The sequence below is a fragment of the Ornithinicoccus halotolerans genome, from assembly GCF_009602535.1.
Classification (GTDB): domain Bacteria; phylum Actinomycetota; class Actinomycetes; order Actinomycetales; family Dermatophilaceae; genus Ornithinicoccus; species Ornithinicoccus halotolerans.
In genome coordinates, this window is the sequence record NZ_WIQI01000085.1 from 1 (window position 1) to 12,425 (window position 12,425).

At 73.1% G+C, this 12,425-nt stretch carries 16 protein-coding genes; 8 read left to right on the plus strand and 8 right to left on the minus strand.

Features of this window, described 5'->3' with window-relative positions; genetic code table 11:
• Positions 1–222: 222 nt before the first annotated feature.
• From GFJ45_RS12520 to GFJ45_RS12535, 4 genes are read right to left on the minus strand one after another with little or no spacing between them, the layout of a single operon-like run.
• Positions 223–1,335 (minus strand): heparan-alpha-glucosaminide N-acetyltransferase domain-containing protein, encoded by a 1,113-nt coding sequence (locus tag GFJ45_RS12520; protein ID WP_153397715.1) that lies wholly within the window; start codon positions 1,333–1,335, stop codon positions 223–225.
• 5 nt (positions 1,336–1,340) lie between these two features.
• Entirely contained in the window at positions 1,341–1,646 is a 306-nt protein-coding gene (locus GFJ45_RS12525) for an AzlD domain-containing protein (protein ID WP_153397717.1), read from the minus strand.
• Complete coding sequence (locus tag GFJ45_RS12530; protein WP_153397719.1) at positions 1,643–2,365, minus strand: AzlC family ABC transporter permease; 723 nt, start codon at positions 2,363–2,365, stop codon at positions 1,643–1,645. The genes GFJ45_RS12525 and GFJ45_RS12530 overlap by 4 nt, the downstream gene beginning before the upstream one ends.
• Positions 2,362–2,916 carry a GNAT family N-acetyltransferase gene (locus GFJ45_RS12535; protein ID WP_153397721.1) on the minus strand — a complete coding sequence of 185 codons (555 nt, stop codon included), beginning with the start codon at positions 2,914–2,916 and terminating at the stop codon, positions 2,362–2,364. Before GFJ45_RS12535 ends, GFJ45_RS12530 begins: the two co-directional genes overlap by 4 nt.
• 94 nt (positions 2,917–3,010) lie before the next feature.
• Between GFJ45_RS12535 and paaA the strand changes: the two genes are divergently transcribed.
• From paaA to paaE, 5 genes are read left to right on the plus strand one after another with little or no spacing between them, the layout of a single operon-like run.
• Positions 3,011–4,024 (plus strand): 1,2-phenylacetyl-CoA epoxidase subunit PaaA, encoded by a 1,014-nt coding sequence (gene paaA / locus GFJ45_RS12540; protein ID WP_153397723.1) that lies wholly within the window; start codon positions 3,011–3,013, stop codon positions 4,022–4,024.
• Complete coding sequence (paaB, locus tag GFJ45_RS12545; RefSeq protein ID WP_153397726.1) at positions 4,021–4,311, plus strand: 1,2-phenylacetyl-CoA epoxidase subunit PaaB; 291 nt, start codon at positions 4,021–4,023, stop codon at positions 4,309–4,311. Before paaA ends, paaB begins: the two co-directional genes overlap by 4 nt.
• On the plus strand, positions 4,308–5,069 hold the full coding sequence (gene paaC / locus GFJ45_RS12550) for a 1,2-phenylacetyl-CoA epoxidase subunit PaaC (RefSeq protein ID WP_153397728.1): 762 nt from the start codon (positions 4,308–4,310) through the stop codon (positions 5,067–5,069). The genes paaB and paaC overlap by 4 nt, the downstream gene beginning before the upstream one ends.
• Positions 5,070–5,074: 5 nt before the next feature.
• The gene (paaD, locus tag GFJ45_RS12555; RefSeq protein ID WP_228386960.1) at positions 5,075–5,581 is read left to right on the plus strand and encodes a 1,2-phenylacetyl-CoA epoxidase subunit PaaD; all 507 of its coding nucleotides are present in this window, start codon (positions 5,075–5,077) and stop codon (positions 5,579–5,581) included.
• Positions 5,581–6,720, plus strand: a complete 1,140-nt coding sequence (gene paaE / locus GFJ45_RS12560) for a 1,2-phenylacetyl-CoA epoxidase subunit PaaE (protein ID WP_153397730.1) — start codon at positions 5,581–5,583, stop codon at positions 6,718–6,720. The genes paaD and paaE overlap by 1 nt, the downstream gene beginning before the upstream one ends.
• 16 nt (positions 6,721–6,736) lie before the next feature.
• Here paaE and nadE read toward each other — a convergent pair whose 3' ends face one another.
• Entirely contained in the window at positions 6,737–7,585 is an 849-nt protein-coding gene (gene nadE / locus GFJ45_RS12565; RefSeq protein ID WP_153397732.1) for an ammonia-dependent NAD(+) synthetase, read from the minus strand.
• Positions 7,586–7,809: 224 nt separating this feature from the next.
• Here nadE and GFJ45_RS12570 point away from each other — a divergent pair, with 224 nt between their 5' ends.
• Complete coding sequence (locus GFJ45_RS12570) at positions 7,810–8,253, plus strand: hypothetical protein (protein WP_153397734.1); 444 nt, start codon at positions 7,810–7,812, stop codon at positions 8,251–8,253.
• Positions 8,254–8,277: 24 nt separating this feature from the next.
• On the opposite strand, the gene GFJ45_RS12575 is transcribed toward GFJ45_RS12570, so the two are convergent.
• Positions 8,278–9,249: a dihydrofolate reductase gene (locus GFJ45_RS12575; RefSeq protein WP_153397736.1), complete on the minus strand. Its 972-nt coding sequence runs from the start codon at positions 9,247–9,249 to the stop codon at positions 8,278–8,280.
• A gap of 5 nt (positions 9,250–9,254) precedes the next feature.
• Entirely contained in the window at positions 9,255–10,070 is an 816-nt protein-coding gene (locus GFJ45_RS12580) for a thymidylate synthase (protein ID WP_153397738.1), read from the minus strand.
• A 66-nt stretch (positions 10,071–10,136) separates the two neighbouring features.
• On the opposite strand from GFJ45_RS12580, the gene GFJ45_RS12585 reads away from it, so the two are divergent.
• Entirely contained in the window at positions 10,137–11,822 is a 1,686-nt protein-coding gene (locus GFJ45_RS12585; protein WP_153397740.1) for a ribonuclease J, read from the plus strand.
• 17 nt (positions 11,823–11,839) lie between these two features.
• Here GFJ45_RS12585 and GFJ45_RS12590 read toward each other — a convergent pair whose 3' ends face one another.
• A complete protein-coding gene (locus tag GFJ45_RS12590; protein ID WP_153397742.1) occupies positions 11,840–12,283 on the minus strand; it encodes a hypothetical protein in 444 nt (147 codons plus the stop codon).
• A 10-nt stretch (positions 12,284–12,293) separates the two neighbouring features.
• Between GFJ45_RS12590 and GFJ45_RS16955 the strand changes: the two genes are divergently transcribed.
• Positions 12,294–12,425, plus strand: a 132-nt coding sequence (locus GFJ45_RS16955) for a DUF520 family protein (protein ID WP_153397744.1), incomplete at its 3' end; no start/stop codon positions are given.

The window sequence follows — 12,425 nt, forward strand, 5'->3', positions numbered from 1 at the left end:
ACGACGACCTCGCGGACTTCGCCGCGTCCTCAGTCAGCAGTCGATGAGTGGAGTCGTTGTGAGCGCTCCCGAAGTTAACGGCGGAGACGGGTCCGACTCCCAGGAGTGAGCGGGCCGCGTCGCTGACGCCGTCACGCTGACGCCCGAAGCCGGGTCCCCGGGAGGCCTCCTCCCGGGGACCCGGCTTCTCGCATTTCCCTGCCCGCGGGCGCGCGCCCGACGTCAGGGCGGGGCAGCGCGGCGGGAGGCCGTCCCGCTCAGCCAGGCGACCAGCGCCTCGAGCGGGCCCTTGCTGCCGCTGCTCACCACCAGCGCCCCAGTGACCAGGAGCCCCACCACGTGCACCCGCGGATCGTGGGCACCGGGGACCGCGTCCGGCAGCCCCACCGTCAGCACGTGGGCCACGTAGAGCGTCAGCGTCATCGTGCCCGCGCCGAGGGCGACCCGGGCCACGGTCGGCACCGCGCGGGCCAGCAGCAGGCAGCCACCCAGCACGGCCACGGCGGTCCCCACGGTGTGGGCCATGTCCACGACCGACCCGCTGTGCGGCGACCACACGGTGAGCCACCACCACGACCCGGTCGGGGTGGTGCCGTAGAGGCCTTGGCTGAGGACGACCTCCAGGTCGCCCCAGTCGCTCACCCGCGCCCACGGTCGGTCCCAGCTGGCGACGAGCGCCTCGCGGACCCCGCCCTCCCGGGTGAGCCAGCGGTCGACGGCCAGCGCAGCGACCGCCAGCCAGGCGCCCACGACCAGCAGCCGCGGCCCCCACGCCCGCGCTCGCAGGTCCAGCCGCCCCAGCGCCATCCCCGCGAACAGGTAGGTGCCCCAAGTGAGCACGGGGTAGTACCCGGTCACCAGCAGCTCGGCGCCTAGCTGCGCGGGATCGGCCAGCGACCACGGCGCCGGCACCTGGTAGCTCGCGTCCGGCAGGTGGGGACGCAGCAGCTGGCTGGCCACCGGCGACAACAGCCCCCAGCCCAGGGCCAGCAGCGCCAGCGACCGGGCGCCCCAGCCCAGCACCGGCAGCGCGAGCAGGAACAGGGCGCCGTAGTAGGTGAGGATCACCGCCACCCCGGTCGGCACGGCACCGAGCAGCAGGCCGAGCCCGGCGAGGAGCAGGGCCCGGACCACGAGCTGGCGCCGGCTCGGGTCGAGCAGTGCGATGGACACCCCGGCCAGGACCGCGAACAGCGCCGCGGACCGGCCGGCCGTGACCTGGAAGGTCACCCCCACGTCGTCGCCCGCGCGGTTGAAGGCCGCCAGGTGCGCGAGCACCATCCCGACCAGCGCCAGGCAGCGGGCGGCGTCCACCCCCACGATGCGGGTGCTCACGACACTCACGACACCGCCCGCAGCAGCGCGGCCGTGGCCGCGGCGAGCGCGATGACCACGAGGAACGGGGCCCGCAGCAGCAGCGCCACCACCGCCACCGCCACCCCCGCGGCCCGAGCGTCGAGCACCAGCGTGCGGTCCCCGACGAAGGCCTGCGTGACCACGAGCGAGGACAGCAGCGCCACCGGGAGCAGCGGGGTCACCCGAGCGACCCACGGCACCTCGAGCAGCCGGTGCGGGACCAGGTAGCCGGCCAGCTTCAGGGCGTACGCGAGCGCGCACGCTGCCGCCACCGCCACCCAGAGCGTCATGCCGGCCGCCTGCTGCCGCCGGGCAGCCCCACGACGAGGGCGGCGACCGCGGCGACCAGCACCGGGATGCCCGGTGGGGCCAGCGGTGCGGTCACCAGGGTGAGCAGCACGGCGAGCGCGGCGACCGCCAGCGGGTCGCGGCCCCGCAGCCGGGGCCACAGCAGGGCGACGAACGCGGCGGCCGCGGCGGCGTCCAGCCCCAGGGCGCGCGGGTCCCCGAGCGCGGTGCCCAGCAGCGCGCCGGCGAGGGTCATCGCGTTCCACAGCAGGAACACGGCCAGGCCGGTGGTCCAGAAGCCGACCCGCTGGTCGGTGCGGTCCTCCTGCCCGACCGCGACCGCGGTGGACTCGTCGATGGTCAGCTGGGCCGCGGCCGCCCGGCGCCAGCCGCGCACGTCGAGCAGGCGCACCAGCTGCAGCCCGTAGAAGCCGTTGCGCACCCCGAGCAGGGTCGAGGCAGCGACCGCGGCCACCGGGCTCCCGCCGGTGCCGATCACCCCGTAGAAGGCGAACTGGGAGCCGCCGCTGAACAGCAGCAGCGAGGTCGCCATCGCCTGCCACACCGAGAGCCCGGCGGCGACGGCGAGGGCACCCGCACTGATCCCGTACGCGCCGGTCGCGATGCCGACGGCGAGCGCCTGGCGCACCACCGGGCGGTACCGCCACGACCCTGCTGGGGTCCGGGCGGGCCGGCCCTCCCGCGCGGCCCGGGCGGTCACGAGCCCAGCGACCCGACCAGCCGGACCTCCCGTAGCGTCGCCCCCTCGGGGTCGATCACGCGGTCGCGCCACGCACCGTCCGGCCCCAGACCGGACGCGGACAGGAAGGCGCGGGTCGGCTCGTCGGCGGCGGGCACCCAGGCGTGCAGCTCGGTGCGGTCGTGCGCGCGCAGCGTGTCGGCGGCGGCGTTGAGCAGCCGGGAGCCGTGGCCGGCCCGGCGGGCGTCGGGATGCACGCCGAGGACGAGCAGCTCGCCGACGCCGGACTCCGCAGTCGGTGCGATGGCGGCGAAGCCGACCACCTGCGCCCCGGCGCAGGCGACCAGCAGCCGGTGCACCGGGCTGGGCGGGTCCTCCAGCGACCGCCGCCAGGCGGCGGCGAAGGCCGGCCCCTCGAACTGCTCGAGCGCTTCCGCCGGAAGCACGCCGGCGAACGCCTCCTGCCAGACGAGCGCCTGGACCAGGCCGACGGCGGGAGCGTCGGTCACCCGGGCGGTGCGAACGCTGGCGTCGGCCAGCGGGCCGGGGGAGTGGCTGTGCGGTTCGCTCACCGGCCCAGTCTCGCACCCGGGGCTTGTCACATTCCTGGCGGCAGGTGACGGGTGAAGTGTGACATCGCTGGGCTGCCTGCGGCATACTGGGGGTATGGACGGCAGCCAGGTAGGGCCCCTCAACGCGGCGGAGACCGAGGACTACGCCCAGGTGGTCGAGGAGCACTTCGGGGGCCTCATCGACGCCGACCAGCGGATCGAGCCGCGGGACGCGATGCCAGCGGCCTACCGGGACACGCTGGTGCGGCAGATGGCCCAGCACGCCCACTCGGAGATCATCGGCATGCAGCCGGAGGGGAACTGGATCACCCGGGCACCCAGCCTGCGGCGCAAGGCCATCCTCATGGCCAAGGTCCAGGACGAGGCCGGCCACGGGCTGTACCTCTACTCCGCGGCCGAGACGCTGGGCGTGGACCGCTCCGAGCTGCTGGCCAAGCTGCATGCCGGCAAGCAGAAGTACTCCTCGATCTTCAACTATCCGACGCTGACGTGGGCCGACGTGGGTGCCATCGGCTGGCTCGTCGACGGTGCGGCGATCATGAACCAGGTGCCGCTGTGCCGCTGCTCTTACGGCCCCTACGCACGGGCCATGGTCCGCATCTGCAAGGAAGAGTCCTTCCACCAGCGGCAGGGCTTCGAGATCCTGTGGACCCTCGCGCGGGGCACCGAGGCGCAGCGTGAGATGGCGCAGGACGCCGTGGACCGCTGGTGGTGGCCGTCGCTGATGATGTTCGGTCCGCCCGACACGGGGGAGAACGTCAACGGAGCGGCCACGCAGTCGCACACCAAGCAGAGCATGGCCTGGGGCATCAAGCGGTTCGCCAACGACGACCTCCGGCAGAAGTTCGTCGACATGACCGTTCCGCAGGCCGAGAAGCTCGGACTGACCCTCCCCGACCCGGACCTGCGATGGAGCGAGGAGCGCGGCCACTGGGACTTCGGGGAGATCGACTGGGAGGAGTTCTGGCGGGTGCTCGGCGGCGACGGCCCCTGCAACGCCCAGCGGCTGGCGCACCGGCGGCAGGCCCATGAGGAGGGCGCCTGGGTCCGGGAGGCGGCCGCCGCCTACGCCGCCAAGCACGCCGCGCGCGGGCAGGGCGCCGCATGAGCGGCACCGGCGAGTGGCCGCTGTTCGAGGTGTTCGTCCGCGGCAAGCGCGGGCTGTCCCACACCCACGTCGGGTCCCTGCACGCGCCGGACGCGACGATGGCGCTTCGCAACGCCCGGGACCTGTACACCCGCCGCCAGGAGGGCGTCTCGATCTGGGTGGTGCCCTCCGGCGTGATCACGGCCAGCAGCCCGGAGGAGCGGGACAGCTTCTTCGACCCCGCCGGGGACAAGGTCTACCGGCACCCGACCTTCTACGAGGTGCCCGAGGACGTGGAGTACCTATGACTGAGGCGGGTAGCGGCGCCGCGACCGCCGCCGGCGCGTCCCGGCACGCTGGCCGGGTCGACCCGCTCGTGGTGCTCGGCCTGGCCGACGACGCCCTGGTCTACGCCCAGCGGCTCGGGGAGTGGCTCACCCGCGCCCCCGAGATCGAGGAGGACATGGCGCTGGGCAACATCGGCCTGGACCTGCTCGGGCAGGCCCGCGGGCTGCTCACCCGCGTCGGGGAGCTGGACGGCACCGGCCGGGACGAGGACGCCCTGGCGTTCTGGCGCGACGAGCGGGAGTTCCGCAACGTGCAGCTCGTCGAGCGCCCCCGCGGCGACTTCGCCCACGAGATGGCCCGGCTGCTGTGGTTCTCCGCCCACCGCCTGGAGCGGCTGCGGCAGGAGCAGCAGAGCCCCGACGAGGTGGTCGCCGGAGTCGCCGGCAAAGCGGTCAAGGAGGTCGCCTACCACCGGGACCACGCCACCCAGTGGGTGCTGCGGCTCGGGGACGGCACCGAGGAGTCACGCGCGCGGATGCAGCAGGCGCTGGTGGACGTGGCGCCGTACCTGCCCGAGCTGACCGAGGACGACCCGGTCGGTGCCCCGGTGGCTAGGGAGTACGTCGAGGCGGTCCTCGCCGAGGCGGGCCTGGGGGCGCCCCCCGAGCCGCGGTGGCACGCCCGTGGCGGCCGCACCGGGATCCACAGCGAGGCGATGGGCTTCCTGCTGGCCGAGATGCAGCACCTGCATCGCACGCATCCCGGGGCGAGCTGGTGAGCGCCGTGGCCACGACCACCCAAGCCGAGGTGGCCCGGGCGGTCCGCGAGGTCGCCGACCCCGAGATCCCGGTGCTGACCATCGACGACCTCGGCCTCGTGCGCGAGCTGGACGTCGACGAGGACACGGGCGTGGTGCAAGTGACGATCACTCCGACCTACAGCGGGTGCCCCGCGATGGAGGTGATCCGCCGCAGCGTGGAGGAGGCGATCGCCTCCCGCGGCTACCGGGCCGCGGTCGCGACCCGGCTGAGCCCTGCCTGGACCACCGACTGGATGAGTGCCCGTGGCCGGGAGGCGCTGCGCCGCTTCGGCATCGCCCCGCCCGGCGAGCGTGCCGCCGGCCAGGCCAGCCGGCCGGTCCCGGTCGGGCTGTCCCGCCGGCAGGTGGCCTGCCCGACGTGCGGGTCCACGGCCACCGAGGAGCTCTCCCGGTTCGGCTCCACGGCGTGCAAGGCACTCCGCCGGTGCCTGGAATGCCGGGAGCCGTTCGAGGAGTTCAAGCCGATCTGATGAGTCTCCTGGTGCAGCGTCCCGCTCGGAGGCGGGCGACCTTCCACGACCTCGTCGTCAGCGACGTGCAGCCGCTGACCAGCGACGCCGTCGCCGTCTCGTTCGCGGTCCCGGACGAGCTGGCGGCCGACTACCTGCGGTTCGCGCCCGGCCAGCACCTGACGTTGCGAGCCAGCATCGACGGCGAGGACGTGCGCCGCTCCTACTCCCTCTGCCTCTCCCGCGCCGAGGCGCGCCGCCGCCAGGAGGTACGGGTGGCCAGCGCGACCGTGCCCGGCGGGGTGATGTCCGGCTGGCTGAACGAGCAGCTGTCGGTCGGTGACACGGTGTCGGTGATGACCCCGCTCGGCGGCTTCACCTGCCCGACCCAGCCCGACCGGGCGCGCCACCATGTCGCCGTCGCCGCCGGCAGCGGCATCACCCCCGTGCTGTCCCTGGTCACCACCGCGCTGGAGGAGGAGCCCCGCTCCCAGGTCACGCTGCTCTACGGGAACCGCCGGACCGACAGCATCATGTTCCTCGAGGAGCTGATGGACCTGAAGAACCGCTTCCCGGAGCGGTTCACGCTGGTCAACGTGCTCTCCCGGGAGCCGCACGAGGTCGAGCTCTTCCACGGCCGGCTGGACCGGGAGCGGCTGGAGCGGCTGTTCGCCGCGCTCGCCCCCATCCCGACCGTCGACGAGTTCTACCTCTGCGGGCCGTTCGGCATGGTGGAAGGGGCCCGCGAGCTGCTCGACGAGCACGGTGTGGACCACCACCACGTCCACCACGAGGTGTTCCACGTCGACGAGCTGGGCGCCTCGGTGCCCCCCGTGACCGGCACACCCGCTGCGGTGGAGGCTGGGCAGACCGACCAGCCGGAGGCGACCGTGACGGTCACCATGGACGGGCGCACCACGACCGTCGCCATGCCCAGCCGGCAGGAGACGGTGCTGGCCGCGACGTTGCGGGAGCGACCCGACGCCCCGTTCAGCTGCACCGGCGGCGTGTGCGGCACCTGCCGTGCCCGCGTGGTCGAGGGGGAGGTCCGGATGGACCGCAACTACGCCCTGGAGGAGGACGAGGTGGCTGCGGGCTACGTGCTGGCGTGCCAGAGCCACCCGGTGACCGACCGGGTGCGGCTGGACTACGACGGCTGAGCCGGGAGGCGCCTGCTCACTCCCGGTCGCGGAGGAAACCGTCGGGAGTCACCGGCAGCGCCCGCTTGTGGGCGGTGCGCCGGAACCAGCCCACGATCGTCTCCTCGTCGTGGGCCGCGACCTCGTTGCCCTCGAGGTAGTCGTCGATGGCCTCGTAGGTCACGCCCAGCGCCTCCTCGTCGGGCAGCATCGGCTGGTCCGACTCCAGGTCGGCCGTCGGGACCTTGCTGACCAGGTCCTCGGGCGCACCGAGCTCCGTGCCGAGCTGGCGGACCCAGCGCTTGGTGAGCCCGAACAGCGGGGTGACGTCAGCTGCTCCGTCACCGTGCTTGGTGTAGAAGCCGGTCACCGCCTCGGAGGCCTGGTCAGTGCCGGCCACGAGCATGCCGCGGGCACCGGCGACCGCGTACTGGGCGGTCATCCGCATGCGCGCCTTGACGTTGCCCTTGTGGTAGTCGTCCTTGTTGTCGGCCACCGGCGTCCCTGCCGCCACCACCTCCTGCCACAGCCCGTCGGTGCCCGGTCCGACATTGACCGTCACGGTCTCGTCGGCGTCGATGAAGCGCAACGCCCGCTGGGCGTCGTCCTCGTCCTGCTGCTCGTGGTACGGCAGCCGGACCGCGACGAACGCGGCCTCGCCGCCGCCGGAGCGCACCTGCTCGCAGGCGAGCTGGCACAGCCGTCCCGCCACGGTGGAGTCGAGCCCACCGCTGATGCCCAGGACCAGGCCACGGGCGCCGCTGGTGCGCAGGTACTCGGCCAGGAAGTGGACGCGCCGCTGTCGCTCGGTCGCGGGGTCGAACGTCGCGGGGTCGACCACCTCGAGGGCGCTGATGATCTCGGACTGCACGGCTTTGTCGGTCACGGTGGCAATCTAACGGCCATCGCGGCCCCTCACCCGACGAACGCCCGTGCCGGCCGTCGCCGACCGAACTGTGGTCCCGCGCGCCCGCGGAGCCGGCCGCCAAAAGGAAGGTATTGCTGGCTTACCACCCCCATGGCTAGTCTTTACTCGCTACTTACCTGACGCGTCACTGTGAAGGGGAGTTACTGATGAAGGCTTCGTCGAGGTCTGTCCCATGGCTGGCGATGTCTCTCGCCGCCGCGCTCGCGGTGGGCGCCGCTCCGGCGGCGCAGGCGGTCAGCATCGGCATGGAGGGCTGCACCCCCGGCTACTGGAAGAACCACACTGACAGCTGGGAGGAAACCACGCCGGCACACCTGGTGCAGAACCTCTACTCGAGCGCACCGTCCTCGGTCGCCGGTCTCACCCTCGAGCAGGCGCTCGCCGGTGGCGGCGGTCGCGGCGTCGACGGTGCCTCCACCATCCTGGCGCGGGCGGCCGTGGCTGCCTGGCTGAATGCGGCCCACGAGGGTCTGGGATACCCGTGGCGCCGGTTCGCGACGGGGCTGGAGGGCCGGGACCACTTGGTGGCGACGGTCAACGCGGCCTTCGCCTCCGGCGACCGTGCCACCATGCTCGCCCTCGCAGAGCGGCTGGACGCGGACAACAACCTGGGCTGCCCCCTGTAACGGCCCGGACGGCCGGCCGGGCCGCTACCCGGAAACGGAGGCGACGCTGCCGTCGCGGCGCCACTCCACCCACTGCAGCCCCTCGCCCGGGATGCGGGAGACCTCCTGCCAGCGGTCCGGGTCGATCTCGGGGAAGCGGACCGGGACTGCCGGGCTCTGGTCGACCTCGGTGATGACCAGCCGGTCGGCCGCGGCGATGGTCTGCGCGTACAGCTGGCCGCCCCCGGCGATGAAGACCTCGCCCTCCCCGGCCATGAGCAGCGCCTCGGGCACCGAGTGCGCCACCTCCGCGCCGGGGGCCCGCCAGTCCCGGTCGCGGGTGACCACGATCGTGCGTCGGCCGGGCAGCGCCCGGCCGATCGAGTCCCACGTGCCGCGTCCCATCACCATGGTCCCGCCCATGGTGGTGCGCTTGAAGTGGGCCAGGTCCTGCGGCAGGTGCCAGGGCATGCCGGAGCCGTCCCCGATCGCACCGTTGCGGCCCACCGCCGCGACCAGCGTCAGCCGCTGCTGGAAGCCGTGGGTGAGGAAGGTCGGGTACCGGTCCTGCGCCAGCGCGGTCAGTGCCTTGCGCTCGTGCGGGACGACCCGCTCGGGCAGGTCCGCCAGCCGCCACCAGCGCAGCTCGGCGGACTTCTCCGGTTCGGCCACCCGAGGCTCTCCCCGCCACCGCTCGGTGGTGAAGAACAGGTCCATCCGCTCCTCGACCGGGTCGTCGTGCAGCACGCAGGCCCGGTGGACGGTCGCCAGCGGCACCAGGTCGGCCTCCTGGACTTCCACCCCGATCTCCTCGCGCGCCTCCCGGACCGCGGCCCGCAGGGCGGTCTCGCCCCACTCGACGTGCCCGGCGGCGGCGCAGGCCCACCAACCGTCCATGAACCGCGTCCCCTGCCGCCGCTGCAGCAGCACCTCCCGGCCTGTCTCGTGGCCGGCGCGGCCCGGCCGGGTCAGCGCGACGTAGGCGGCGGGGACGACCTGGTAGCGGGGACGGGACATGCGGCTCAGACGGCGATGGGGGCCTTGATCGAGGGCGCGGCGACGTAGTCGCGCACCTCCACGTCAGCCAGGTCGAAGGCGTCGATGTGACGCACCTCGGGGTTGAGCCACAGCGTCGGGAGCGGCCCTGGCGTCCGGCTCAGCTGCTGGTCCGCCTGCTCGAGGTGGTTGAGGTAGAGGTGGGCGTCGCCGAGGGTGTGCACGAACTCGCCCACCGCCAGGTCGGTGACCTGGGCGACCATGTGCGTCAGCAGCGCGTAGGAGGCGATGTTGAACGGCACCCCGAGGAAGACGTCCGCGCTGCGCTGGTAGAGCTGGCAGGACAGCCGGGCGGGTGCGCCGTCCCCGGCTGCGGGGGTGACGTAGAACTGGAACAGGGTGTGGCACGGCGGCAGCGCCATCTCCTCGACGTCGGCGGCGTTCCACGCTGAGACGATGTGCCGGCGGGAGTCGGGGTTGTCCCGCAGCGACGTGATGACCCGGTCGATCTGGTCGATCGTGCGGCCGTCCGGGGCGGGCCAGGAGCGCCACTGGTGCCCGTAGACGGGCCCCAGCTCGCCGTGCTCGTCGGCCCACTCGTCCCAGATGGTGATGCCCCGCTCCTGCAGCCACCGCACGTTGGTGCCGCCGCGCAGGAACCACAGCAGCTCGCCGATGACCGAGCGCAGGTGCAGCTTCTTGGTGGTCAGCGCGGGGAAGCCCGCTTGCAGGTCGAACCGCATCTGGTGGCCGAAGACCGACAGCGTGCCGGTCCCGGTGCGGTCGTCCTTGCGCACGCCCTCGTGGCGCACCCGCTGAAGCAGGTCCAGGTACTGCTGCATGGGGTCACTCTAGAGCCCCCTCCCGACACCCGGCCCGGCCGTGCCGCCCTCGATATGGTGACCGCCATGAGCCACCCCCACCCCGAGCTGAGTGCCCCCGGTCCGCTCCCCGACGGCGGGGTGCGCGTCGTCGCGCTGGGAGGCCTGGGGGAGATCGGCCGCAACATGACGATCATCGAGCACGCCGGCAAGCTGCTCATCGTCGACTGCGGCGTGCTGTTCCCCGAGGAGCACCACCCGGGCGTGGACCTCATCCTGCCCGACTTCGACTACATCGAGGACCGGCTCGACGACGTCGTGGCCCTGGTGCTCACCCACGGCCACGAGGACCACATCGGCGCCGTCCCGTTCTTGCTGCGCCGCAAGCCCGACATCCCCGTCGTGGGCTCCCAGCTGACGCTGGCGCTGGTCGAGGCCAAGCTCAAGGAGCACAAGATCGCCCCCTTCACGCTGGGCGTGAAGGAGGGCGACACCGAGCAGCTGGGCCCCTTCGGCTGCGAGTTCATCGCGGTCAACCACTCGATCCCCGACGCGCTCGCCGTCGCGATCCGCACCCCTGGCGGCACCCTGCTGCACACCGGGGACTTCAAGATGGACCAGGTCCCGCTGGACCGGCGCATCACCGACCTGCGCGCGTTCGCCCGGCTCGGCGAGGAGGGAGTGGACCTGTTCCTGGTCGACTCCACCAACGCCGAGGTGCCCGGTTTCACCACGCCGGAGCGCAACATCACCCCGGCCATCGAGCGCGTCTTCCACCGGGCCCGGCGGCGCATCATCGTGGCCTGCTTCTCCTCCCACGTCCACCGGGTGCAGCAGGTGCTGGACGCCGCCGAGGAGTCCGGCCGCAAGGTGGCGCTGGTGGGCCGCTCGATGGTGCGCAACATGGGCATCGCGGCCGAGCTGGGGTTCCTGCGGGTACCCGACGGCATCCTGGTCGACCTCGGCCGGCTGGCGCAGCTGCCTGAGGACGAGCAGGTGCTGGTGTGCACCGGTTCCCAGGGCGAGCCGATGGCGGCGCTGTCCCGCATGGCCAACCGGGACCACAAGATCGAGGTGGGGGACGGCGACACCGTCGTGCTCGCTTCCTCGCTCATCCCGGGCAACGAGAACGCCGTCTACCGGGTGATCAACGGGCTGACGCGGCTAGGCGCCGACGTGGTCCACAAGGGCAACGCGCTCGTGCACGTCTCCGGTCACGCCAGCGCCGGCGAGCTGCTGTACTGCTACAACATCGTGCGGCCACGCAACGTCATGCCGGTGCACGGGGAGTGGCGGCACCTGGTCGCGAACGGGGACCTGGCCGTGGCCACGGGCGTGCCACAGGACCGGGTGGTCTACGCCGAGGACGGGGTGGTCGTGGACCTGGTCGACGGGGTGGCCCGGGTCGCGGGTGCGGTCGACTGCGGTTACGTCTACGTCGACGGCTCCTCGGTCGGGGGCACCACGGAGACGCTCCTGAAGGACCGCCGGATCCTGCGCGACGAGGGGTTCGTGACCATCATCGTGGTCCGCGACTCCAGCACCGGCAAGGTAGCGGCCGGGCCAGAGATCCAGACCCGGGGCTTCGCCGAGGAGGAGCGGGTCTTCGACAACGTCCGGCCCCGGCTGGACGCCGCCCTGGAGGAGGCGCGGCAGAACGGCGTCACCGACACCCACCAGCTGCAGCAGGTGATCCGCCGCACCGTGGGCTCGTTCGTGGGCAACAAGCTGCGGCGGCGCCCGATGATCATCCCCATCGTCATCGACGCCTGACGGCGGCGTCGGCTCGCTCAGCCCAGCTGGGCCACCGCGAGCGCCGACAGCGCGACCAGCCAGCTGACCATGCTTCCGACCAGGAAGTACTCGGTGACCTGGTCGACGCCGACGGTGGCCGGGTCCACCCCCTCCAGCTCGCTGGCGCTCTGGTGCAGCTCGGGCCAGCGGATCAGCCCCTTGGCGGCGATCACGAGGCTGGCGGCGGTGACCTCACCGGCCAGGCCGAGGCCCAGGATGATCAGCCGCTCCATGGGCCCGAGCACCCGGCCGCCGCGCAGCCGCTCGGCCGGCTGCGGCACGCCCTCGCGCGGGAGCGCCCCCACCTGGATGAGCACCAGCCGCACCACCACGTTGCCGGTCGCCAGCTGGACCAGCAGCAGCGCGAGCAGCAGCACCGTGCGGTCGGGGGAGATCGCCTGCAGCGCCGGCAGCGGGGCCCACGCCAGCCAGCGGGCCACCGAGCCAGCGGTGGGCCCGGCCCACCCGGCGAGGAGCAGCAGGAGCACCGCGGTCCCCACCAGCACCGCCAGCTCCTTCGACATCGTCAGCAAGGTCGACCGGCAGGAGGTCGACAACGCCGTCAACCAGGCCGCCAAGGAG